Here is a 23,192-nt window from a genome sequence, read left to right as displayed (position 1 = left end):
TCGCCGGGATGGTCGGTGAAGGGTACGGGGACGGGACGGGCCGATGGCTGTCATGCCGCTGTTTTTGCTGGTCGCGGGGAGCGCGGCGGTCGCCGGCCTGGCGCGCCGCACGCCGGTACCCGCCCCGCTGCTGCTGGTCACCGCGGGGCTCGCGGCCTCCTACATCCCCGGTGTCCCGGACTACACCCTCGATCCGCACATCGTGCTGCCGCTGGTGCTGCCACCCCTGCTGCACACCGCGGCGCTGGACAGCTCGTATCTGGGGCTGCGGGCCAATCTGCGGCCGGTGGCGCTGCTGTCGGTCGGCTATGTGCTGTTCGCGACGTTCGTGGTCGGCTATGCGGCCTATCTCGTCATCCCGGGGCTGCCGCTGACCGCCGCCCTCGTGCTGGGGGCCGTCGTCGCCCCGCCGGACGCCGTCGCGGCCACCGCCATCGCCCGCAAACTCGGGCTGCCGCACCGGATCACCACGATCCTGCAGGGCGAATCGCTGTTCAACGACGCCACCGCGATCACCGCGTACAAGGTCCTGGTGGCCGCGGCGATCGGGGCCGGCGTCACCTGGGGCGACGGGGTCAAGCAGTTCGCCGTCGCCTCCGTGGGCGGCATCGGCATCGGCCTCGTCCTGATGGTGCCGCTGCACTGGCTGCGCGTCCGTCTGCGCGAGTCGGCGCTGCTGGAGAACACCCTCTCGCTGCTCATCCCGTTCGTCGCCTACGCGGCCGCCGAGCAGCTCCACGCCTCCGGGGTGCTCGCCGTCGTCGTGGTCGCCCTCTACCTGGGGCACCTCTCCTGGCAGGTCGACTTCGAGACCCGGCTGCAGGAGGACGCCGTCTGGAAGATGGTCTCCTTCATCCTGGAGTCCGCGGTCTTCGCGCTGATCGGGCTGCAGCTGCCGGTCGTGGTGCGCGGGCTGGAGGAGTTCGGCGCGGCGCAGGCCCTCTGGTACGCGGCCGTGATGTTCGTCGTCGTGGTCCTGTCGCGGTTCGTGTGGGTCTTTCCCGCGACGTTTCTGCCGCGGCTGCTGTCGGCCCGGATCCGTACCCGCGAACCGGAAGTCACCTGGACCGCACCGGTCATCGTCGGCTGGGCCGGGATGCGCGGGGTGGTGTCGCTGGCCATCGCGTTCTCCATCCCCTCCGCACTGCACGGCGACGGCTCCTTCCCGGCGCGCAACCTCGTGCTCTTCCTGACCTTCACCACCGTCATCGCCACCCTCGTCATCCAGGGGCTGACGCTGCCGGTGCTGATCCGCGCGCTGAAGCTGCCCGGTCGGGACACCCAGGCCGAGACGCTCGCCGAGGCGCAGGCGCAGAACGAGGCCTCGCGGGCCGCCGAGGAGCGCCTGGACGAGCTCCTCCAGGACCCGCGCAACGCCCTGCCCGGGCCCCTCGTCGACCGGTTGCGCAGCGTCATGGAGCGCCGCCGCAACTCCGTGTGGGAGCGGCTCGGCGCGCCCAACGAGATCACCGGGGAGTCCGCCGACGAGACCTACCGGCGGCTGGCCCGGGAGATGATCGACGCCGAGCGCCGGGTGTTCGTCCAGCTGCGGGACGCCCGGCGGATCGACGACGAGATGCTGCGGACGCTGCTGCGCAGGCTGGACCTGGAGGAGGCGACGGCCTACCGGGAAAGCGCCGCCTAGGGCCGGGCGAGGTGATCCGGGGCGGGTCAGGGGCCGCGGTCGGCGGAGGCGTCCGGCGTCCGTTCGGGGGTTCCGGTGATCACTGCGGCCACGGTGCTGCCGGGGGTGAAGGCGCCCTCCTCGGCCAGCGTGGTCAGCCCGTACAGCAGCTTGGCGACGTAGATCCGCTCCAGCGGCAGCCCGTGCCGGTCCTCGAAGGCCGCCGCGAAGGCGTCGAGTTCCGGGGTGCGGCGGGCGTATCCGCCGCAGTGGAAGCGGTCTTCCAGCCGCCAGTCGCCGCGCGGTCCGCCGAACGCCGCGCGCTGCAGGTCCTCGACCGTCTCCTGGAGGAAGTGCGGCCGGCCGCCCTTCAGTACGGGGAAGCCCAGGGCACGCTGTCCCGGCCCCAGCCCCGCGGCGAGCCCGGCGAGGGTGCCGCCCGTTCCGCAGGCCACCGCGACCGTGTCCGCGGCCCCGCGCAGCTCCCGGCCCAGCTCCGTACAGCCCTGTGCGGCAAGGGCGTTGCTGCCGCCCTCGGGTATGAGACGGAAGGCGCCGAAGCGGTCGTGCAGCTCGGCGAGCACCTCCGGGTCGGTCCTCCGGCGGTAGCGGGCCCGGTCGATGAAGTGCAGCCGCATCCCGTCGGCGGCGCAGCGGGCCAGCGACCAGTTGAGCGGTGCGCCGGCCAGCTCGTCGCCGCGGACCACGCCGACGGTGGCGAAGCCCAGCAGCCGGCCGGCCGCGGCGGTGGCCCGCAGATGGTTGGAGTACGCGCCGCCGAAGGTGAGCAGCGCACGCTCACCCGCCGCGGCCGCGGCCCGCAGATTCGGCGCCAGCTTGCGCCATTTGTTGCCCGGAAGCTCCGGGTGGATCAGATCGTCCCGCTTCAGCAGCAGCCGTACCCCGCGACGGGTGAACGCCGCGTCCTCGACCTCCTGGACGGGGGAGGGCAGGCGCGGGCGCAGGGTGCGCGGGTCCGGCGGCGGGCCGGGGGCGGTGCTGGTCACGCGGTCCATTGTCCCGGGTGCCGGGGGAGCGGGCCCGGCCCGTCCCCGCGCCGCTCACTTCAGCCGGGCGGTGATCCGGTCGCGCAGCCAGTCCATCGGGAAGCCCCGCGGATCGACCTTGCCCGGCTGCCACTCCAGATGCCCGATCACCGAGCGTCCGGTCCAGCCGTGCGCCCGGCACAGCGCGGCCGCGGCCTTCTCCAGGGCGTCCAGCTGGGCCGGCGGCCAGTCGTCGGTGCCGTCGCCGCGGTTCTCGCACTCGAAGCCGTAGAAGGCGCGGTTGCCGTCGGTGTCGGCCTCGTCGTCCGGCGGCAGCCGCTTCTCGGCGATCACCGCGCGCAGGACGTCACTGTCGCCGAGGCCCGCGTGATTGGCGCGGCCGTAGCCGACCAGATGCACGGTGCCGTCCTTGGTGATCACACCGTGGCACAGAGGGCCCGGCAGATCGGGGCGGCCGTCGTGGCAGAGCCGGACGGTGCTCTCGGCGCCGGAGGTGGCGGTGTGGTGCACCATCACCCCGTGCACCGGGCCCCACGGCCCCTTCTCGTTGCGGTTGTGCGTCTCCCAGCCGTCGATCTCCGCGACCCGGAGCCCCTCAGCGGTGAGCGCCCGGCGGAACCGGGCGGCGGACAGTGGTTCGGACATGGCCCACTCCGATGCGGACACGGCGGCCGCCCGTCGGCCGCCTCCTGTCTCGCTTGTACGGGACGGGGCCGGACGGAGGGAGCCGAACGGCATAAAACGGACCAGTCGTTCGGGGAATGTGCGAGCGGTTTCGGCCGCTCGTCGGGGCGGCGGCGGCCCGGCGGCCCCGGCGTCGCGCGCGACGCGCACCGGGGAACCGCGGCGGTCCGCGCAGGGCCTGCCCTGCCAGCCCTGCCTGCCCTGCTCCTAAGGCGCGCCCTTGTCGTGCAGGAACGCGTCCCCGTGGGCGTTGACGTGCGCTTCCAGTGTGTTGAGTGCGTCCTGGGTCGCCTCGGGCGATCCGCTGCCCCGCCGCTCGGCGAAGTACGCGGCACCCAGCTTTCTCAGCAGCTCGCTGCCGGCGCGGTTCTGCTGTACCTCGTCGACCTTCTGCTTGCCCTGTGCAAGCCCCTGCCGTGCCTGTTCCTTGGCGCGGTCGAGAAACCCTGACATGTGCCACCTCCGTGAGGTCCGTGTCGTAAGGGATCAACGGCGCGGACGGCCGTGGGGTTCCCGTGCCAGGCTGGAGCATGTGGGCGAATCGCGCGACACGAAGGGGCCACCCGGCGTATCCGGCGGGTACCGGGAGCGTGCCTCCCGGGTGGCCGGGGCGGTGCTGTGGACCCGCACCCTGCAGTCCCCGGCCCGGCCCGTGCTGCCCGACGGGTGTACGGATCTGATTTGGAGCGGGGGCCGGCTCCTGGTGGCGGGCCCGGACACCGGGCCGCAGTCCGTGGAGGGCATGCCGCCCGGTACCGCCCTTGTCGGGCTGCGCTTCGCGCCCGGCCAGGGTCCCGCCGTCTTCGGCGTACCGGCCAGGGAACTGCGCGACCGGCGGGTGCCGTTGGCGGACCTGTGGCCCGCCGGCCGGGTACGGGAGCTGACCGAGATGCTGGCCGCCGCCGGGACGCCGGGCAGCGCGACCGGTGTCGGCCGCCTTCTGGAGGAGACCGCCGCGGCCCGCCTCCGGGAAGGCACCGGGGAGGACGGCCGGACCGCCGCCGTCGCCGCGGCGCTCGCCCGCGGCCGCCCCGTCGCCGAGGTCGCCCGCGCCGTCGCGCTCGGCGAACGCCAGCTGTACCGGCTCAGCCTGGACGCGTTCGGCTACGGCCCCAAGACCCTGGCCCGGGTGCTCCGGCTGGTGCGCGCGCTCGACCTGGCGCGCTCCGGGATGCCCTACGCACAGGTCGCGGCGCACGCCGGGTACGCGGACCAGGCGCACCTCGCGCGCGAGGTGAAGTCGCTGGCGGGGGCCCCGATGGGGGTGCTGCTCGCCCCGGGTTAGCGTGTCCGTCATGGACTACCAGGCCGTTCTCGAGGAGGTAGCGGCCCATGCCAGGCCGTTCGTGCGACAGGGGCGGGTCGCCGACTACATACCGGCGCTCGAGCGGGTGTCCGCGGACCGTTTCGGGATCGCGGTGGCCGATATCCACGGCGATGTGTACGGGGTCGGCGACTGGGAGATCCCGTTCTCCGTCCAGTCCATCTCGAAGGCCTTCTCGCTGGCGCTGGTGATGGCGCAGAGCCATGACGGCCACGACAACATCTGGCAGCGGGTGGGCCGCGAGCCGTCCGGTACGCCGTTCAACTCCCTGGTCCAGCTGGAGGCGGAGAACGGCATCCCGCGCAACCCGTTCATCAACGCGGGCGCGCTGGTGGTCACCGACCGGCTGCAGACCCTCACCGGTGATGCCAGCACCTCGATGCTGCACTTCCTGCGGGAGGAGAGCGGCAACCCGGACCTCGCCTTCGACCAGGCGGTGGCCGACTCCGAGGCCGAACACGGCGACCGCAATGCCGCCCTGGCGCACTTCATGGCGTCCTTCGGCAACCTGGAGAACCCCGTCCCCAGCGTCATCGAGCACTACTTCTGGCAGTGCTCGATCGAGATGAGCTGCCGGGATCTGGCCGTGGCGGGCGGTTTCCTGGCCCGCCACGGGCTGCGCGCCGACGGCAGCCGGCTGCTGGAGGCCCGCGAGGCCAAGCGGATCAATGCGGTGATGCTGACCTGCGGGACGTATGACGCGGCGGGGGAGTTCGCCTACCGCGTCGGGCTGCCCGCGAAGAGCGGGGTGGGCGGCGGCATCATCGCCGTCATCCCCGGCCGCTGCACGCTGTGCGTCTGGAGCCCGGGACTCGACGCCCGCGGCAACTCCGTGGCGGGCGCCGCGGCCCTGGACCACTTCACGACGCTGACCGGGTGGTCGGTGTTCTGACGGGGTTGCGGGGGTTGCGGGGGTTTCCGGCCGGGGGTCCGGGGGTTGCCCCCGGGGGGGCAGCACGACGCTGACTGTGTGGTCGGTGTTCTGACCGGGGGCGCCGCGGAGGATTCCGGCCGGCGGCGCGGGGGCCCGGCGCCCCGCCTGCGGTTGCCGTTGTGGCCTCCGAACCGCTGGCGCATCGTGGGCGTAGGAGGTGCACCGCCATGGAGCACGAGATGCGCGCTGAGTACGAGGAAGGCGTTCTGCCGCACGCGGACACGCCGGTGAAGATCTGGCACATGGTGCGGCTGGACGGCACCACGGCGATGTGCGGACGGGAGCTGGCCCCGGCCGCCGCCACCCAGACGGCCGAGGTCTGGGGCACGCCCAAGGGCGAGCCGTTCTGTCACACCTGCGGCGCGCTGTACCTGCGCGAGCACCCCGGCGACATCGGCTAGCCGGGCGCGCCCCGGCCGCTCCTCCTGGCGCGCCCCCGGCCCCTGCTCCCAGGGGGTGTGTCCTCCTAGGGGAGCGGAGCGAACAGGTCGACCCCATGGCCGTCCGGGTCCTGTACGACGGCGTAGCGCTGTCCCCAGAACGCGTCCCAGGGCGGCTTCTCGCCCGTGTAGCCGGCGTCGGTGAGCTCCGCGTAGAGCTTGTCGACCTCGGCGGGACCGGCGCACTCGAAGGCCAGCCCCGTGGGGGTGCCGCCCTGGGGCGGGGTCCAGTCCGGATCGATGGCCCGCGCGGTCTCGTACGAGTCCCACATCAGCCGCAGCCCGCCGGGGAGCGGCGCCTCGGCGTGCGGGGCGGTGTCCGCTTCGGCGGGGATGTCCAGACCGAGGCGGCGGTAGAAGGCGAGGGCGGCGGCCATGTCGGCGACGACCATGCCGATCGCCGCGAACCGCGGTGCGGAGGGTGTGGTGGGTGAGGGAGAAGTGGTCATACGGCGAGCGTAGGCAGCCCGCGGGGCCGGGTCTTGAACGAATCGGACACCGGCCCCCGGCCCGTCTCACGGGCAGTGGATGACCTGTCCCGCGTACGAGAGGTTGCCGCCGAAGGCGAACAGCAGCACCGGGGCCCCGGAGGCGATCTCGCGCCGCTCGACCAGCTTGGACAGGGCGAGCGGGACGGAGGCCGCGGAGGTGTTCCCGGAGTCGACGACGTCCTTGGCGACCACCGCGTTGACCGCGCCGATCCGCTCCGCGACCGGCTCGATGATCCGCAGGTTGGCCTGGTGCAGCACCACACCGGCGAGATCGGCGGGGGTGATCCCGGAGCGTTCGCACACCTTGCGGGCGATGGCCGGCAGCTGGGTCGTGGCCCAGCGGTAGACGGTCTGGCCCTCCTGGGCGAACCGGGCCGGCTCGCCCTCGATGCGGACCGCACCGCCCATCTGCGGGACCGAGCCCCACAGCACCGGACCGATCCCCGGCTCCGGCGCGGCACCGACCACCGCGGCGCCCGCCCCGTCGCCGACCAGCACACAGGTCGAGCGGTCGGTCCAGTCGACGACGTCGGTGAACTTCTCCGCCCCGATGACCAGTGCGTGGGTCGCGGAACCGGCCCGGATGGCGTGGTCGGCGGTGGCCAGCGCATGGGTGAAGCCGGAGCAGACGACGTTGAGGTCCATCGTGGCGGGCGCGTCCAGGCCGAGCCGGGCGGCGACCCGGGCCGCGGCGTTCGGGCTGCGGTCGTGGGCCGTGCAGGTGGCGACCAGCACCAGGTCGATGTCCTGCGGGGCCAGGCCACTGGCGGCCAGGGCCTTGGCCGCGGCGGCGGCCGCCATCGAGTCCACGGTCTCGTCCGGGGCGGCGACATGGCGGGTACGGATGCCGACGCGGCTGCGGATCCAGGCGTCGTCGGTGTCGACGATCTTGGCGAGGTCGTCGTTGGTGAGCACGCCGGAGGGCTGGTAATGGCCGAGGGCCAGGACGCGTGACCCGGTCATGAGTTCCCCTGTACGTGGGTGGGCGGTATGGCCACCAGTCTCACCCCTCGGTGCCGCCCGGCGGCTGCGTGAACTGCCAAGGTTCGGTCGCCAGAACTGGAGACTGTTGTCAGAACCGGGGGTGGCCGGCCCCCTGTGCCGGGCCCGCGGGCGGCCCCGCCGAGGGGGCGCCCGCGGGCGGCGGGACGGCCCGCGCGGGGGCAGCAGCCCGCCCGATCCAACGGCAGAGCCGGGCCGTCGCACGGGTATTGCTCCGCCCGCGGGCGCGTCCCGGCAGCCGCCCGGCGTCCGGATGCTCCCGTTGGGGCACCCACCGGACACTCTCCGTCAGGGCAGTGCCCGGAAGCGCCGCAGCCGCAGACTGTTGCCCACGACGAAGACCGAGGAGAAGGCCATCGCGGCACCGGCGATCATCGGGTTGAGGAGTCCGGCCGCGGCCAGCGGCAGCGCCGCGACGTTGTAGCCGAACGCCCAGAACAGATTGGTCCGGATGGTGCCGAGCGTCGCACGGGCCAGCCGGATGGCGTCCGCCGCGGTGCGCAGATCGCCCCGTACGAGGGTGAGGTCACCGGCCTCGATGGCGGCGTCGGTGCCGGTGCCCATGGCCAGCCCCAGGTCGGCGCGGGCCAGCGCGGCCGCGTCGTTGACGCCGTCGCCGACCATGGCGACCGAGCGGCCCTCGGACTGCAGCCGGGCGACGACCGCGACCTTGTCCTCGGGGAGCACCTCGGCGATCACCTCGTCGATACCGACCTCGGCGGCCACCGCCTTCGCGACGGCCTCGTGGTCGCCGGTCAGCAGGACCGGGGTCAGCCCCAGGGCGCGCAGTCGGCGCACCGCCTCGGCGCTGGTGGGCTTCACCGCGTCGGACACGACCAGCACCGCGCGGGCCGCGCCGTCCCAGCCGACGGTGACGGCGGTACGGCCCCGGGCCTCGGCCGCAGCCTTGGCGGCCGCCAGCCCGTGCGGCAGGGGCTGGTTCCACCGGTTCAGCAGCTGCTCGCGGCCCACCAGGACGGTACGGCCCTCGACCACTCCCCGCACGCCCAGGCCCGGGACGTTCACGAAGTCCTCCGGGGCCGGCAGGGTGGCGCCACGGGACTCGGCCCCGGTGGCGACGGCGCGGGCGATGGGGTGCTCGGAGGCGTGTTCCAGCGCGCCGGCCAGCCGCAGCACCTCCGGCTCCGACACTCCCTCGGCGAGGTGGACCTCGGTCAGCGTCATCACTCCGGTGGTGACCGTGCCGGTCTTGTCCAGGACGACGGTGTCCACCCGCCGGGTCGACTCCAGCACCTCCGGCCCCTTGAGCAGGATGCCGAGCTGGGCGCCGCGTCCGGTACCGACCATCAGGGCGGTCGGGGTGGCCAGCCCCAGGGCGCAGGGGCAGGCGATGATCAGGACGGCGACGGCCGCGGTGAAGGCGGCCACCGCGCCCGCGCCGGTGGCGAGCCAGTAGCCGAGGGTGCCCAGGGCGAGCACGATCACGACCGGGACGAAGACCGCGGAGATCCGGTCGGCCAGCCGCTGCGCCGCGGCCTTCCCGTTCTGGGCGTCCTCGACCAGCCGCGCCATCCGGGCGAGCTGGGTGTCCGCGCCGACCCGGGTGGCCTCGACGACCAGCCGGCCGCCCGCGTTGACGGTGGCGCCGGTGACGGTGTCGCCGGGGGAGACCTCGACGGGGACGGACTCGCCGGTGAGCATCGAGGCGTCCACGGCGGAGGCGCCCTCCACCACCTTCCCGTCGGTGGCGATCTTCTCGCCGGGCCGTACGACGAAGCGGTCCCCGACGCGCAACGCGCCGACGGGGACACGGACTTCACGGCCGTCCCGCAGCACCGCGACGTCCTTGGCGCCCAGCTCCAGCAGCGCCCGCAGCGCCGCGCCCGCCTTCCGCTTCGCACGCGCCTCGAAGGAGCGGCCGGCCAGGATGAAGGTGGTGACCCCGGCCGCGGCCTCCAGGTAGATGGCGCCGCTGCCGTCGGTGCGGGCCAGGGTCAGTTCGAAGGGGTGGGTCATCCCCGGCATGCCCGCGGTGCCGAAGAACAGCGCCCACAGCGACCAGCCCAGCGCCGCGAGGGTGCCCATCGAGATGAGGGTGTCCATCGTGGCGGCGCCGTGCCGCAGATTCGTCCAGGCGGCCCGGTGGAACGGCCAGGCGCCGTACGCGACCACCGGGGCGGCCAGGGTCAGCGAGAGCCACTGCCAGTTGGTGAACTGCAGCGGAGGCACCATCGCCATCAGCACCACCGGGACGGTGAGGGCGAGGGAGACCAGCAGACGCTGCCGGAGCGCGGTGTGCGTCTCGCCGTCCCGGTCGTCCGCGGGGCCCCCGGCGTCGTCGGCCGGCGGTTCGGCGGCCGGCGGCTCCGGGACCGTCGCGGTGTAGCCGGTCTTCTCCACGGTGGCGATCAGGTCCGCGGCCGCGATGCCGCTGCCCTCCGCGACCGTCACCTTCGCCTTCTCGGTGGCGTAGTTGACGGTGGCGGTGACCCCCTCCATGCGGTTGAGCTTCTTCTCGATGCGGGCGGCGCACGAGGCACAGGTCATCCCGCCGATCTCCAACTCGACGCCGTGCGCTCCGATCGCGGTGGTCATACCTGCTCCTCGGTCTGCTGGGAGTGCGTGTCTCCAAGGAGAACCATATACCCCCCTAGGGTATTCCCGGCGAGGGGCGTCACGGCGCCGCGTCCTCTTCCTCGCCCGCCGCCGCCCCCGCCGCCCGGCTCGCCCGGCCGCCCATCGCCCGCAAATACGCGGCCAGCTCCGGCGGTTCGTGCACGGTGAACTCGTGCCCCAGCAGCGCCAGCCGGACCGCCAGCCACTCCAGCGCATCGGGGGTGCTGTGCCAGCGGCAGGACGCCTCGTCGACCGGTTCTACCTCGCCCGCCGCCGGGCCGCCCAGCTTGGCGGCCACCTCCGCGGCCGGTGCGTAGACGGTCGCCACCACCCGGTGGGTCGTGGCCCTCCCCTGCATCCGCTCCCGGACGTAGGCGCCCGCGTCGGCGGCCGGCAGGGTGCGCGGCGGGGTCCGGACGCCGGTGGGGAACGGCTCGCTCAGCCGGTCCACCCGGAAGATCCGCCAGTCCTCGCGGTCGTTGTCGTACGCCACGAGATACCAGCGGCGCCCCGACGCGACCAGGCGGTGCGGCTCCACCAGGCGCTTGCTGCGGTCGCCGGCACCGGCCCGGTAGCGGAAGCGCAGCCGCTCCTGGTTGGTGATCGCCGCGGCGAGCACCGTCAGATGCTCCGGGTCGACGGTCGGGTGGTCGCCGGACGGCAGGGACACGGTGGCGGTGCCGAGCGTGCCCACCCGCCGCCGCAGCCGGGACGGCAGCACCTGCTCCAGCTTGGCGAGCGCCCGTACGGACGCCTCCTCGATGCCCTCGACGGTGTGCCCGGCGGCCGAGCGCAGACCGACCGCGATGGCCACCGCCTCGTCGTCGTCCAGCAGCAGCGGCGGCATCGCGGCGCCCGCGGCCAGCCGGTAGCCGCCCTCCGCGCCCATCGTGGCGTGCACGGGGTAGCCCAGCTCGCGCAGCCGGTCGATGTCGCGGCGGATCGTGCGGGTGGTGACCCCCAGCCGCCCGGCCAGCTCACTGCCGGGCCATTCGCGCGGGGTCTGCAGCAGGGACAGCAGATTCAGCAGTCGCGCCGATGTCTCACTCATGGGATCGATGATGCCGCTCCAAGTAGGACCGGAGCTGTCCTACAGCGGCCCTAGTGTCGAAGACCTCGACGCCACGGCCGGCCACCGCCCGGCGGCCCGGCGTCGGCCTCCGCTCCCTTCCGCACCGGTTTCCCCTGGAGAACACCCATGACCACGACCGTGCCCGCGGCCCACGAGGCGGCCGTCCCGGCCCCCGCGGCGGCCGGCCGCAGACGCTGGATCGCGCTCGCCGTCCTGCTGACCGCGAGCTTCATGGACCTGGTCGACGCGACCATCGTCAATATCGCCATCCCGAGCATCCAGCGGGACACCGGCGCGGGCTTCAGCGCCGTGCAGTGGGTCACCGCCGGCTACGCCCTCGCCTTCGCCCTCGGCCTGATCACCGGCGGCCGGCTCGGCGACATCTACGGCCGCAAGAAGCTGTTCCTGCTCGGCATGGGCGGCTTCACCCTCGCCTCCGCGCTGTGCGGTGTCGCGACGGACCCCGGGATGCTGGTCGGCGCGCGGGTGCTGCAGGGCGCGATGGCCGCGCTGATGGTGCCGCAGGTGCTGTCGATCATCCATGTCAGCTTCCCGGCGAACGAGCGCGGCAAGGTCTTCGGGATGTTCGGCGCGGTGATCGGCCTCGGCGCGGTCTGCGGCCCGCTGATCGGCGCCCTGCTCACCGAGGGCAACCTCCTCGGCCTGGAATGGCGCCCGATCTTCCTGATCAATCTGCCGGTCGGGATCATCGGCATCCTCCTCGGCCGCCGCTTCCTCACCGAGTCCAGGTCCACGCAGGCCCTGCGCGTCGACCTCATCGGGACCGCGCTGGCCACCGTGGGCCTGCTGATGCTGCTCTACCCGCTCACCCAGGGACGCGAGTCCGGCTGGCCGCTGTGGGGCTTCGTCTCGATGGCCGCGAGCCCGCTCGTGCTGGCGGTCTTCGTCCGCTACGAGCGGATCAGGGCCCGCAAGGACGGCTCCCCGCTCGTCGAACTCTCCCTCTTCTCGGTGCGGACCTTCGCGGCGGGTGCCGGTGTCCAGCTGACCTTCGGCGTGGTCAGCGGCCTCTTCTTCCTGGTCTGGACGCTCCATATGCAACTGGGGCTGGGCTGGGGCCCGTTGCACGCCGGGCTGACCGGGGTGCCGTTCTCGCTCGCCTGCTCCACCGCGGCCGGGATGTCCGTACAGAAGCTGGTCCCGCGGTTCGGACGCGCGGTGCTGCAGGCCGGCGCGCTGATCATGCTCTCCGGTGCGCTGCTCTACCTCTGGGAGGCCGGGCACTACGGCACCGCCCTGCAGTCCTGGCAGATGGCACCGGCGATGCTGCTGATGGGGGCCGGGATGGGCCTGATCGTCGCCCCGATCACCGACGCGGCGATATCCGAGGTCCCGGCCGAGCACTCCGGCTCGGCCTCCGGCATCTTCAACACCACCGGCCAGCTGGGCATGGCGTTCGGCCTCGGCCTGTCGTCGGTGGCCTTCTTCGGCGTCGTCGGCGGTACGGGGGAGCCGGGCGGCGCGGCGGCAGCGGCCGGGCTCGGGCCCGCCTTCGTCGACGCCACCACCCACGCCCTGTGGTGGATCTCCGGCGGCCTGGTCCTCATCTTCGGCCTGCTGTTCCTGATGCCGCGGCGGGTGTCCGCCCCGGAGGCACCGGAGCGGACGGACCGCGACGGCGCGGAGGCGGAGCAGCAGCCCGTCCTCGTCTCCTGACGGAACACCCCCGCATCAAGGCAGCACAGCCCCCGCACCCCGCCCGGAACCGACGCACCATCGAGCCGAGGAGCCCCGCCGTGCCGAACAGAACCTTCACCTGGAACGAGGCGAGCGCCCGCTGCCTGGAGCGCTCCGGGCTCGCCGGGAAGCCGGTGGCGCAGGACCCCGCGGGGATCGCCGCCGCGCTGTGCGGGGCCCATGCCCAGGTGCTGTCCGCGGCGGAGCTCTCGCTCATGCTGCGGACGGACCACGGCACCCGCACCGCCGTCCAGGACGCCCTGTGGTGCGACCGCAGCCTGGTCAAGACGTACGGGCCGCGCGGCACGGTGCATCTGCTGCCCACCGCCGAGCTGCCGATGTGGACCGGCGCGCTGTCGGCCGTACCCGCCGGCAGCAGCCCCTTCGCCCCGGACGTCCGGCTCACGCCCGCACAGACCGAGCAGGTGCTCGCGGCGATCGAGGACGCGCTGGCCGGCGCCGAGCTGACCGTCGACGAGCTGGGCGAGGCGGTGGTCGCCGCCACCGGGCCCTGGGCCGGCGATCCGGTGATGCCCGCCTTCCAGGGGAAGTGGCCGCGCTGGCGGCAGGTGATGCACCGGGCCGGCCAGCGCGGCGCCCTCTGCTTCGGCCCCAACCGGGGCCGCAAGGTCACCTACACCAGCCCGCGGCGCGCCCTGCCCGGATTCCGCCCGGCGGACGGCCCGACCGCCCTCGCCGCGCTCGTACGGCGCTATCTGTACGCGTACGGCCCGGCCACCCCGCAGGACTTCGCGACCTGGGCCGGTGCCCCGTCCGGCTGGGCGGCCCGGCTCTTCGCCTCCCTCGCCGGCGAACTGCAGCAGGTCGACTTCGCGGGCTCACCCGCCTGGGTCCTGGCCGGCGACACCGACACACCCGCCACCGAACCCTCCGGCGTCCGTCTGCTGCCCTATTTCGACGCCTACGGCATTGCCTGCCGGCCGCGCGATCTGCTCTTCCCCGGCCGGGCGGCCGAGCGCGCGCTGGCCGGGCGGCAGGCCGGGAACTTCCCCGTGCTGCTGATCGACGGCACGGTCGCCGGTGTCTGGCACCAGCGCCGCTCCGGCCGCCGGATGATTCAGCTCACGGTCGAGCCGCTGACCCCGCTGACCGCCCGGCAGCGGCGCGGTCTGGACGCCCAGGTGGAGCGCGTCGGCGAAATCCTCCAGGGCACCACGGAGTTGACGATCGGCACGGTGAGCGTGGGGCCGCACGCCTAGCCCGCACTTGCCTGCCGCACCCCGGAGCGGGCCCTGCGACCCAGGGTTTCCGCTCCGCCCCGCTGCGTAAAAACGGCCGCTTCGCCGTACCGTTCACCGCCTCCCGCGGGCCATACTGGCCGGGTGTCGATGATCAGCAACCTCCGCAAGGCCGTCCGGCTGCCGCAGCCGCGCACCCGGGGAGTCGACCTCAGCCACCCGGCGCGGTCGCCCCTCGGCACCGCCGTGGTGAATTGCGCGGTGTACGTGGACGGCGTGCGGCAGGAGGGCGACCACCCGGCCGATGTGGCGATCCACCGGGTCCGGAAATCCGGCAGTGGATTTGTCTGGATCGGGCTGCATGAGCCCTCCGAGAAGGAATTCGCCGGAATTGTCGAGCTGTTCGGGCTCCACCCGCTCGCCGTCGAGGACGCGGTCCACGCGCATCAGCGGCCGAAGCTGGAGCACTACGACGACTCGCTCTTCACCGTCTTCAAGACCGTCCGCTATGTCGATCACGACCGGCTCACCGACACCAGTGAAGTCGTGGAGACCGGCGAGATCATGGTCTTCACCGGCACCGACTTCGTGATCACGGTACGGCACGGCGGGCACGGTTCGCTGGGTCCGCTCCGTGAGCAACTGGAGTCTGTGCCCGAGCAGTTGGCACTCGGCCCGTCCGCCGTGCTGCACGCCGTCGCCGACCTCGTCGTGGACGACTACCTCGATGTCACGGCCGCCGTCCAGGACGATATCGACGACGTCGAGAGCGAGGTCTTCTCGGTACGCGGCAGCGTCGGGGCCGGCCGGATCTACCAGCTCAAGCGCGAGCTGCTGGAACTCAAGCGCGCGGTGGCCCCCTTGGACCGGCCGATGCAGGAGCTGGCCACCCGGCCGATGTCCGAGGTCGACTCCCGGATCACGACGTACTTCCGGGATGTCGCCGACCACCTCGACCGGGTCACCGAGCAGATCACCGCCTTCGACGAACTGCTCAACTCCATACTGCAGGCCCATCTGGCCCAGGTCACCGTCGCCCAGAACGAGGACATGCGCCGGATCAGTGCCTGGGTCGCGATCCTGGCCGTACCGACCATGGTCTGCGGTGTGTACGGCATGAATTTCGACCATATGCCGGAAAAGCACTGGACATTCGGCTATCCGCTGGTGATGACCGTGATAGTGAGCATCTGCTGGGTGATCCACCGCGGCTTCAAGCGGAACGGCTGGCTTTAGCCTCCCCCGGCGGCGCCCTCCCGCCCCGGCTGTCGAGAAAGTCACGGCAGGTCATGGCGTGTTGAGGGGATTTCGGCGGAACACCGGATAACTATGCCCCTGACCGATTCCCCGGTAACGGGTGGTCGCGGCGCCGGGACCACCCGCGCGCCCCTGAGCACGCCCGGACGCCGGACCGCGGTCCCCGCCGGTTCTGACAGGAGCAGCACATTGCGGTACGGACAAGCACTGCGTGACGAGATCGCGGCCGAGGGGACGACGCCACTGATCGGCGTCCACGACATGTATGCGGCTTCGGTCGCCGCCGGCCACTACAACGGCTTCTTCGTCTCCGGCTTCGGCTTCGCCGCGTCGTACTACGGGCTGCCGGACATCGGCTTCATCGCCTGGCCCGACATGGCCGCCTTCGTGGAGCGGCTGCGCGGCGCCTTCCCGCACCACCATCTGCTGGTGGACATCGACGACGGTTATGTCGATCCCGAGGTGGCCTGCCATGTGGTGCGGCGCCTGGAGCGGACCGGGGCGTCCGGGGTGATCCTGGAGGACCAGAAGCGGCCGCGCCGGTGCGGGCACGCGGACGGCAAGCTGGTGCTGCCGCTGGAGGAGTACCTGGAGAAGCTCGACCTGGTGCTCGCCAGCCGTACCGATCTGCTCGTCGTGGCCCGTACGGACGCCACGGAGGAGGACGAGATCCTGCGGCGGGCGGCCGCGCTGGCCGGGACCGAGGCGGATGTGGTGCTCGTCGACGGGGTGCGCAGCGTCGACGGGATCCGCCGGATCCGTCAGGTCGTCGGCGACAAGCCGCTGCTGTTCAACCAGATCGCGGGCGGGAAGTCCCCGCGGCTCTCGCTGACCGAGCTGACCGCGCTGGGTGTCGATGTGGCCATCTACAGCACGCCGTGCCTGTTCGCGGCGCACCGGGCGATGGAGACCGCGCTGGCCGAGCTGAAGTACGCGGACGGGCGGCTGCCGGCCACCGGGGAGACCGGCGGCGAGATCGGGGTCAGGGAAGCCACCGAGCTGCTGGCCCGGAACCTCAGCCGGCACCACCCCGGACGCCGGGCCGTCCCGGTGTGATCCGGGCGGCGGGCGGCGGGCGGCGGCACCGGCACCGGCGGCGGAGCGGCGGTAGCCTGAGATCGCCGATGATCTCGGGAGACACATGAACGAGCGACCCCGCCGGGCGGCGCCCTGGCAAGGGCAGTGGCCGGTGATCGGCGTGGTGGCCGTGGGGGGTGCCATCGGCGCCGCGGCCCGTTACGGCGCCGCCCTCCTCTGGCCCACCGGCAACGGCTCCTTCCCCTGGACGACCCTGGCCGTCAACGTCGTCGGCTGTGCGCTGATGGGCGTGCTGATGGTCATGATCACCGACGTCTGGCCCGCCCACCGGCTGGTGCGTCCGTTCCTCGGCACCGGCATCCTCGGCGGCTTCACCACCTTCTCCACCTACGCCGTGGACATCCAGCGGCTGATCGAGGCCCGGCACCCGGCCGCGGCCATGGCCTATCTCGCGGGCACCGTGCTCGCCGCGCTCGCGGCCGTACGGTGCGCGGTGACCGGCACACGTGCACTTCTCGAACTGAGGCGGCGGACGGCATGACAGACGGCACGGCATCTCCCGGCGGCACCCCGGCGCTCCGGCTCACGGTCCTCGTCGGCGAGCAGGACGCCTGGCACCACAAGCCCCTGTACGCGGAGGTCGTGCACCGCGCCCGCGAGGCCGGACTGGCCGGTGCCAGCGTCTTCCGCGGCATCGAGGGCTTCGGCGCCACCTCCCTCATCCACACCCAGCGGCTGTTGTCGCTGAGCGAGGAGCTGCCGGTCGCGATCGTCGCCGTCGACACCGAGGAGCGGATCCGCTCCTTCCTCCCGCATCTGGACGAACTCCTCACGGACGGCGGCACGGTCACCCTCGAACCGTGCGAGCGGATCACCTACCCCCGCACGGGCGGTACGGCTCCGGAGGAGGGCGGCCGCGGGTGAACTGGCTGCTGGTGGTGGCCGGGGCGATGGTCGGGGCGCCGCTGCGCTTCCTCACCGACCGCTATGTGCAGTGTCGGCACGACACGGTCTTCCCCTGGGGGACGTTCACCGTCAATGTCGCCGGCAGTCTGATCCTCGGCCTGGTGACCGGCGCGGTCGCCGTCGGCGCCGCCTCCTCGCACGCCCAACTGCTGCTCGGCACCGGCCTGTGCGGAGCGCTCACGACCTACTCGACCTTCTCGTACGAGACGCTCCGGCTGGCGGCCGACGGGGCGCGGGGCTGGGCCGCCGCCAATGCCGTGCTGAGCGTGCTCGCCACGCTCGCGGCCGCGTTCGCCGGGGTGGCCGCCGCCCGGGCGCTGTGGGGCTGACCCGGGCGGCCGGACGGCAGACGAAAGCGGTGGGGCTCCGGGGGAGCCCCACCGCATGGGCGGCGCACAAGAGGCGGGGGCTGGTGGGGTACGAGGGCCGGCCGCCAGGTTCCGGCACTCGACAGCCCCAGGCCGTTCACGGACCCGGCCACCGTCAGCCGGGCCGGGTCCGCGGGCCGCCGCCGAACTTCGTTACTTCAGCGGGTCCGTCGGGTACGTCAGGAGGCCTTGCCGAAGCGGATGCCCGCCAGGCCGTTGGCCCAGAGCTGGTCCACCTTGGCGCTCTCGTTCGCGTCCGGCTGGGCGTTCTGGCAGGAGGTGCCGGGGCCGCCGCCGGACATCAGCTCGCTGCACGGGCCCTCGTAGTGGTCCGGCAGGCCCAGCACATGACCGGTCTCGTGCGCGGTCACGCGGGTGGAGTTGTACTCCTGGTTCTGCTGGTAGTCCAGGAAGACGAAGCCCTTCCCGTGACCGTCGGTGCTGGCGTACGAGCCGCGCGGGTCGTTGCCCTCGCGGTACTCGAAGTCGCCGCCGCTGCCTTCCTGCAGCTTCACGTTCTGCACGGAGCCGTTCCAGATGGAGGTGCTCTGCGCTATCTGGTCCGCGAACTTCGGGGCCTTGCTGGCGTCGTAGGTGACGGTGACCGAGGCCGCGTCCGGGTGCGCCTTCATCTTGGCCTTGGCCGACTTGATCACGGCCTCGAAGAACGCCTTGGTGTCGGCCTTCTCGGCGGCCGAGCCGTTGTACGCCGCGATCGAAGCGGCGCTGCTGTGGGAGGAGTTGGTGGGGGAGGGGGAAGCTGCCGAAACCGGCGCCGCGGCTGCGAGCGCGGCGACAAGGCCCAGTCCGAGCGCCGCCGACAGCGCCGTCTTGGGAGATCTCATGTGGGGGCTCCTTAATTTCCGAGGGCCGTACGGTCGCCGTGTGGGGCGGCGACCGGGGCCCTGCGGATTTCTTGGTGCCGTTGAGTCTGGACGGAGTTCGCCCGGAAGACGGAGATGTTAGGTGGCGATAGCACCAGCCAATACCCTGAGAAAAAAACGGAGTTCAGACGGGTTTGAGAGTCTGGTGTGACGTGTGCCTGCGTCGTTATGCTCCGGACGTGGAGCTCGAGGTAAGGCATCTTCGCGCATTGTGCGCCATCGCCGACACCGGCAGCGTACGCAAGGCTGCCCGGCAACTCGGCATGACCCAGCCCTCCCTGACCACCCAGCTCCACCGCATCGAGAAAGCCCTGGGTGGCCAGCTCTTCTTCCGTGAACCGAGCGGCAGCCGGCCGACCCCGCTGGGGCATTCGGTCCTGTGCCGGGCCCGGCCGATAGTGGCCGAAATGCGGGCACTTATTGACGAGGTTGCCTCGGCCTCGCAGCGCGAACAGGGCGCGCGGCTGCACATCGGCAGCACCAACAGCCCCGCCGTCGCCGGCTGGCTGCGCCGGCTAAGGGTACGGCTGCCGGAGACGGACACCACGATAAGAACCGATGTGTCCGCCAATGCCCTGCTGCACATGGTCGCGACGGGACAGCTCGACGCCGCCTTCGTCCACGAGGTCGAGGGGGCGCCCCTGCGGGTCCCCGACGGTCTGGCCGAACACGAACTCATCGCCCGGGAGCCGCAGTTCATCGCCCTGGCGGACACCCACCCCGCGGCCGCCCGGGAGGTCATCCGGGTGGCGGACCTCGCCGACGACCAGTGGATGGTCGACCCGGCCGTGGACGGCGAATGGGCCGGACTGCGCCGCATCTGGGCCGCGGCCGGAATCAACCCCCGGGTCGTGCACGGCGACTACCTCACCACGGTGGACCTCGTCACGGCGGGCGAGGTGGTCACCCCCTGCCAGCCGACCGCCCGCTCCCGCCACGGCATGGCGATCCGCCCCCTGTACGGCGATCCGCTGGCCGTCCGCCTGTTCATGGCCTGCCGTCAGGACGACACCGCCGCCGCCTCCGCGGACGACCTGTTCGCCGACCTGACCGCCTCGTACATGGAGATCGCCTGGGCGAGCGAGGCCTACCGGGCGTGGCTGGTACGCCATGACGGACCGCTGCCCGTAGGGACCTAGACGGAGCGGGCGGGGCAGGGACGGCGACGGCAGAAAGCGGCCAGCCGCAGGAACGGCCAACGGCAGAAAGCGGCCAACGGCAGGGACTCCGCGCCTACTAGGCCCGCCCGTCCTCCCCCTGCTCCGCCGCCCGCTCCTCCAGGAGGGCCTGTTCACGGGTGTTGCGGGTCAGCGCGGCGGCGCGCAGAAACTCCTCCCGGGCCTCCGCCGCCCGCCCCAGCCGGGCGAGCAGATCACCACGGACGCTCGGCAGGAGGTGATAGCCCGCCAGCGCCGGCTCCGCCGCCAGCCCGTCCACGACGGCGAGGCCCTGCTCGGCCCCGAACGCCATCCCCACCGCGACCGCCCGGTTCAGCTCCACCACCGGCGACGGCGCGACCTGCGCCAGCGCCCCGTACAGCACCGCGATCCGCGGCCAGTCCGTCTCCTGCGCGGTACGCGCCCGCGCATGGCAGGCGGCGATCGCGGCCTGCAGGGCGTACGGGCCGACCGTGCCGCCCAGCTCCTCGGCGCGGGCGAGCGCGGCCAGTCCGCGCCGGATCAGCAGCCGGTCCCAGCGTGACCGGTTCTGCTCCAGCAGCAGCACCGGTTCCCCCTTCGGCCCGGTCCGCGCCGCCGACCGCGAGGTCTGGATCTCCATCAGCGCCACCAGCCCGTGCACCTCCGGCTCCTCCGGCAGCAGCCCCGCCGTCATCCGCCCCAGCCGCAGCGCGTCCTCACACAGCGCCGGCCGCATCCAGTCGTCCCCGGCCGTCGCCGCGTACCCCTCGTTGAAGACCAGGTAGATGACCTCCAGCACCGACGAGAGCCGCTCGCCCCACTCCGCCCTGGCCGGCACCTCGAACGGCACCCCTGCCTCGGCGAGCCGCTTCTTCGCCCGGACGATCCTCTGCTGGACGGTCGCCTCCGACGTCAGGAAGGCGCGGGCGATCTCATCGGTCCGCAGACCGCCGACCAGCCGCAGGGTCAGCGCGACCCGCGCCTGGGTGGACAGCACCGGATGGCAGGCGAGGAAGACCAGCCGCAGCAGATCGTCCTCGATCCCGGCACGGTCCAGGACCCGGTCGAACGCCGCCTCGGACGGCCCGGGTTCGCGCTCCGCGTCCCGCCCGAGCGTCTCGACCTTGCGGGCCAGCCGCTCCTGGCGGCGCAGCAGATCGATGGCCCGGTTCCTGGCGGTGGCCATCAGCCAGGCCCCCGGATTGTCCGGGACACCGGTTTCCGGCCACCGCTCCAGCGCGGCCACCAGGGCGTCCTGGGACAGCTCCTCGGCGAGCCCCACATCGCGCACGACCCTGGTCAGCCCGGCGATCAGCCGCGCCGACTCGATCCGGAACACCGCCTCGATCGCGCGGTGCGCCTCATCCGTGGTGTCTTCGGCCGTCACGGGCACCCATCAGAGCACCCGGCCCCCGCCGCGGCAATCCGACGCCGCGGAAACGGGGGCCCGGGCAGGCTGTCTCACGCACCGGCCCCCGGCGGCTCCTCCACCTGCCGGATCTCGGAGGTCAGCGTCCACTCGTCCCCGTGCGTCCGCAGGAAACGCGTCGCCCACTCGACCGCCTCCTCCTTCGAGGCGGCCTGGATGAGGGCATATCCGCCGATGACCTCCTTGGCCTCGGTGAACGGCCCGTCGGTCGCGGTGATCCTGCCGCCCGACAGATGCAGCCGGGTCCCCTGCGCGGTCGGTGTGAGCCCCGCGGTGTCCAGCAGCACCCCGGCCTTGGTCATCTCGTCGAGCAGCTTGCCCATCTCCGCCATCAGTTCGGGGCTGGGCCCGCCGGCCGGCACGGTGTTCTCGTCGATCTTGAGCAGCATCATGAAGCGCATGGTCATCTCCTTGGTGCAGATGCGTCCGTCGTAGCGGGGCGGGGGGGGGGAGCCGGACCGCCGGCGCCCGAACCCGCCCTCTTACTAACGCGACGAACGCCCGTCACCCGGATCGACACCACCGGGAGATTTTCCTGGAATTCTTTCCGGGCCGGACTGCCCGGGGCCGGACTGCCCGGGGCCGGTCTGCCGGACGACCGTGCCAGAGGCGGCCCGGCGTACCCGTCTCCGCCAACCGTGTGAAAGGCACGGGCCCGGCCTCCCGGGAACGGCCTGGCAGCGGGGCGATGGCCGAGAGTGGACGCCCGAGCGCCCGCGCGGCCAAGCCTGGAGACCCTGTGGACGGCACCCTTTCCCTGGTCCTGCTCCTGCTGTTCCTGTGGTGCCTGTGCTCACGGCGGATGGAGCGCTTCGAACTCACCGCGCCGGCCGCCTTCGTCCTGCTGGGCCTGCTGCTGGGCGAGGGCACCGGGGTCCTCGACCTCGCCCTCCCGCACGAGACGGTCAAGACGCTCGCGGAGATCACCCTGGTCTGGGTGCTCTTCACCGACGCCGCACGGCTCTCCTTCCGCGCCCTGCGCCCGGAACTCGGCATCTACGTAAGGCTGCTGGCGATCGGACTGCCGCTGTGCGTGGGCCTCGGCGCGCTGCTGGCGGCCGCCCTCCTGCCCGGCGTTTCGGGCTGGTCCGCCCTCTACGTCGGAGCCGCGCTCGCTCCGACGGACGCCGCGCTCGGCGCCACGATGATGGTCAACCCCGTGGTGCCCGCGAAGATCCGCCGGGTCATCAACGTGGAGAGCGGCCTCAACGACGGCATCGTCACCCCGCTGGTGGTGCTCGCCCTGGCCGGGGTGTCCGCGGCCGAGCACACCGCCGGACCGGACGCCACCGGGCAGGCCCTGGTGCAGCTCGCCATCGGTACGGCGTACGGCGCGGTGATCGGGCTGGCCGCCGGATGGCTGCTGCGCACCACCCTCCGCAACGGCTGGGCGGCCGAGGACTTCGCCGGCGCGGGCGTCCTGGCCCTCTCCCTCCTCGGCTACACCTCCGCCCTAGCCATCGGCGGCAACGGCTTTGTCGCCGCCTTCGTCGCCGGCCTGGCATTCGGCACGGCGCATGGGGCGCCCCCGCGGGTGCTGCTGTACGTCGAGCAGTCCGGGGCGCTGCTGTCCGTGCTGGTGTGGCTGGTCTTCGGCGCCGTGCTGCTTCCCGAGGTGTTCGCCCATGTCACCTGGCAGGCCGTGGTCTACGCCGTACTGAGCCTGACGGTGATCCGCATGGTGCCGGTGGCGCTGTGCCTGGCCGGCAGCGGGCTGGACGCCCGGACGGTGGGCTTCATCGGCTGGTTCGGCCCCCGCGGACTGGCCTCGATCATCTTCGGCCTGCTCGCGGTCGAGGAACTCACCCCCGCCGGTGCCCGCCCGGTACTCCCGGCGATCGCCTGCACCGTACTCCTCAGCGTCCTCGCCCACGGCCTCACCTCCGCCCCCCTGGCGAACCGCTACGGACGGGCGGCGGCGGCCAAGGGCATCGGCCCGGCCGGTCCCGCGGCGGAGGAACTGCCCGTCAGAGGAATGGCGGCCGGCGGTCTGCACCACGGCCACGGACGCGGCCACGGACGGGGCGGCCCGGCCCCGTCCTGACGGCCACCGGCCGAT

Annotated in this window: 23 protein-coding genes; 13 read left to right on the top strand and 10 right to left on the bottom strand. The window is 72.9% G+C overall.

The window, feature by feature from the left end; translation table 11 throughout:
* The first annotated feature begins 43 nt into the window (after positions 1-43).
* On the top strand, positions 44-1,645 hold the full coding sequence (locus STRNI_RS14785) for a Na+/H+ antiporter (RefSeq protein ID WP_277411378.1): 1,602 nt from the start codon (positions 44-46) through the stop codon (positions 1,643-1,645).
* Between the two features lie 26 nt (positions 1,646-1,671).
* Here STRNI_RS14785 and STRNI_RS14780 read toward each other — a convergent pair whose 3' ends face one another.
* The 3 genes from STRNI_RS14780 to STRNI_RS14770 all read right to left on the bottom strand — a co-directional run bounded on the left by STRNI_RS14780 (position 1,672) and on the right by STRNI_RS14770 (position 3,768).
* Positions 1,672-2,640 carry a 1-aminocyclopropane-1-carboxylate deaminase/D-cysteine desulfhydrase gene (locus STRNI_RS14780; protein ID WP_277411377.1) on the bottom strand — a complete coding sequence of 323 codons (969 nt, stop codon included), beginning with the start codon at positions 2,638-2,640 and terminating at the stop codon, positions 1,672-1,674.
* Positions 2,641-2,685: 45 nt separating this feature from the next.
* The gene (locus STRNI_RS14775) at positions 2,686-3,276 is read right to left on the bottom strand and encodes an N-acetylmuramoyl-L-alanine amidase (RefSeq protein ID WP_020397727.1); all 591 of its coding nucleotides are present in this window, start codon (positions 3,274-3,276) and stop codon (positions 2,686-2,688) included.
* A 246-nt stretch (positions 3,277-3,522) separates the two neighbouring features.
* Entirely contained in the window at positions 3,523-3,768 is a 246-nt protein-coding gene (locus tag STRNI_RS14770; RefSeq protein WP_018089511.1) for a hypothetical protein, read from the bottom strand.
* A 79-nt stretch (positions 3,769-3,847) separates the two neighbouring features.
* On the opposite strand from STRNI_RS14770, the gene STRNI_RS14765 reads away from it, so the two are divergent.
* The 3 genes from STRNI_RS14765 to STRNI_RS14755 all read left to right on the top strand — a co-directional run bounded on the left by STRNI_RS14765 (position 3,848) and on the right by STRNI_RS14755 (position 5,974).
* The gene (locus STRNI_RS14765) at positions 3,848-4,600 is read left to right on the top strand and encodes a helix-turn-helix domain-containing protein (protein WP_229837977.1); all 753 of its coding nucleotides are present in this window, start codon (positions 3,848-3,850) and stop codon (positions 4,598-4,600) included.
* Positions 4,601-4,610: 10 nt separating this feature from the next.
* On the top strand, positions 4,611-5,531 hold the full coding sequence (locus tag STRNI_RS14760) for a glutaminase (RefSeq protein WP_018089513.1): 921 nt from the start codon (positions 4,611-4,613) through the stop codon (positions 5,529-5,531).
* 209 nt (positions 5,532-5,740) lie between these two features.
* A complete protein-coding gene (locus STRNI_RS14755; RefSeq protein ID WP_018089514.1) occupies positions 5,741-5,974 on the top strand; it encodes a hypothetical protein in 234 nt (77 codons plus the stop codon).
* Between the two features lie 65 nt (positions 5,975-6,039).
* Here STRNI_RS14755 and STRNI_RS14750 read toward each other — a convergent pair whose 3' ends face one another.
* From STRNI_RS14750 to STRNI_RS14735, 4 genes are all read right to left on the bottom strand, one after another.
* On the bottom strand, positions 6,040-6,462 hold the full coding sequence (locus STRNI_RS14750) for a VOC family protein (RefSeq protein WP_159486232.1): 423 nt from the start codon (positions 6,460-6,462) through the stop codon (positions 6,040-6,042).
* Positions 6,463-6,528: 66 nt separating this feature from the next.
* Complete coding sequence (locus STRNI_RS14745) at positions 6,529-7,467, bottom strand: beta-ketoacyl-ACP synthase III (RefSeq protein WP_018087500.1); 939 nt, start codon at positions 7,465-7,467, stop codon at positions 6,529-6,531.
* Between the two features lie 327 nt (positions 7,468-7,794).
* Positions 7,795-10,062, bottom strand: coding sequence for a heavy metal translocating P-type ATPase (locus STRNI_RS14740; RefSeq protein WP_277411376.1), 2,268 nt, complete (start codon positions 10,060-10,062; stop codon positions 7,795-7,797).
* 79 nt (positions 10,063-10,141) lie between these two features.
* Positions 10,142-11,134, bottom strand: a complete 993-nt coding sequence (locus tag STRNI_RS14735; RefSeq protein ID WP_274738099.1) for a helix-turn-helix transcriptional regulator — start codon at positions 11,132-11,134, stop codon at positions 10,142-10,144.
* Between the two features lie 147 nt (positions 11,135-11,281).
* Here STRNI_RS14735 and STRNI_RS14730 point away from each other — a divergent pair, with 147 nt between their 5' ends.
* The 7 genes from STRNI_RS14730 to crcB (STRNI_RS14700) all read left to right on the top strand — a co-directional run bounded on the left by STRNI_RS14730 (position 11,282) and on the right by crcB (STRNI_RS14700) (position 17,642).
* Positions 11,282-12,832, top strand: coding sequence for an MFS transporter (locus tag STRNI_RS14730; protein WP_159486226.1), 1,551 nt, complete (start codon positions 11,282-11,284; stop codon positions 12,830-12,832).
* 80 nt (positions 12,833-12,912) lie between these two features.
* Positions 12,913-14,073, top strand: a complete 1,161-nt coding sequence (locus tag STRNI_RS14725) for a winged helix DNA-binding domain-containing protein (RefSeq protein WP_277411375.1) — start codon at positions 12,913-12,915, stop codon at positions 14,071-14,073.
* A gap of 129 nt (positions 14,074-14,202) precedes the next feature.
* Positions 14,203-15,288, top strand: coding sequence for a magnesium and cobalt transport protein CorA (locus STRNI_RS14720; protein WP_018087495.1), 1,086 nt, complete (start codon positions 14,203-14,205; stop codon positions 15,286-15,288).
* 210 nt (positions 15,289-15,498) lie between these two features.
* Positions 15,499-16,365: an isocitrate lyase/PEP mutase family protein gene (locus STRNI_RS14715; RefSeq protein WP_277411374.1), complete on the top strand. Its 867-nt coding sequence runs from the start codon at positions 15,499-15,501 to the stop codon at positions 16,363-16,365.
* Between the two features lie 85 nt (positions 16,366-16,450).
* Positions 16,451-16,888, top strand: coding sequence for a fluoride efflux transporter CrcB (gene crcB, locus STRNI_RS14710; protein ID WP_159486220.1), 438 nt, complete (start codon positions 16,451-16,453; stop codon positions 16,886-16,888).
* Positions 16,885-17,271 (top strand): DUF190 domain-containing protein, encoded by a 387-nt coding sequence (locus tag STRNI_RS14705; protein WP_277411373.1) that lies wholly within the window; start codon positions 16,885-16,887, stop codon positions 17,269-17,271. The genes crcB (STRNI_RS14710) and STRNI_RS14705 overlap by 4 nt, the downstream gene beginning before the upstream one ends.
* A complete protein-coding gene (crcB, locus tag STRNI_RS14700) occupies positions 17,268-17,642 on the top strand; it encodes a fluoride efflux transporter CrcB (protein WP_018087491.1) in 375 nt (124 codons plus the stop codon). The genes STRNI_RS14705 and crcB (STRNI_RS14700) overlap by 4 nt, the downstream gene beginning before the upstream one ends.
* 218 nt (positions 17,643-17,860) lie before the next feature.
* On the opposite strand, the gene snpA is transcribed toward crcB (STRNI_RS14700), so the two are convergent.
* Positions 17,861-18,526, bottom strand: coding sequence for a snapalysin (snpA, locus tag STRNI_RS14695; protein ID WP_018087490.1), 666 nt, complete (start codon positions 18,524-18,526; stop codon positions 17,861-17,863).
* Between the two features lie 218 nt (positions 18,527-18,744).
* Between snpA and STRNI_RS14690 the strand changes: the two genes are divergently transcribed.
* Positions 18,745-19,704 (top strand): LysR family transcriptional regulator, encoded by a 960-nt coding sequence (locus STRNI_RS14690; protein WP_037740464.1) that lies wholly within the window; start codon positions 18,745-18,747, stop codon positions 19,702-19,704.
* Between the two features lie 97 nt (positions 19,705-19,801).
* On the opposite strand, the gene STRNI_RS14685 is transcribed toward STRNI_RS14690, so the two are convergent.
* Together STRNI_RS14685 and STRNI_RS14680 are read right to left on the bottom strand one after the other, a co-directional pair.
* A complete protein-coding gene (locus STRNI_RS14685) occupies positions 19,802-21,097 on the bottom strand; it encodes an RNA polymerase sigma factor (protein WP_381844498.1) in 1,296 nt (431 codons plus the stop codon).
* A 68-nt stretch (positions 21,098-21,165) separates the two neighbouring features.
* Positions 21,166-21,534 carry a YciI family protein gene (locus tag STRNI_RS14680; RefSeq protein WP_093642591.1) on the bottom strand — a complete coding sequence of 123 codons (369 nt, stop codon included), beginning with the start codon at positions 21,532-21,534 and terminating at the stop codon, positions 21,166-21,168.
* Between the two features lie 338 nt (positions 21,535-21,872).
* Here STRNI_RS14680 and STRNI_RS14675 point away from each other — a divergent pair, with 338 nt between their 5' ends.
* On the top strand, positions 21,873-23,177 hold the full coding sequence (locus STRNI_RS14675) for a cation:proton antiporter (protein WP_266439456.1): 1,305 nt from the start codon (positions 21,873-21,875) through the stop codon (positions 23,175-23,177).
* The last annotated feature ends 15 nt before the right edge of the window (positions 23,178-23,192 follow it).

The organism is Streptomyces nigrescens (assembly GCF_027626975.1).
In the GTDB taxonomy this organism is placed as follows: Bacteria; Actinomycetota; Actinomycetes; order Streptomycetales; family Streptomycetaceae; genus Streptomyces; species Streptomyces nigrescens.
The sequence above is the reverse complement of the archived record's forward strand: the minus strand, read 5'-3'. Positions and strand labels throughout refer to the sequence as shown.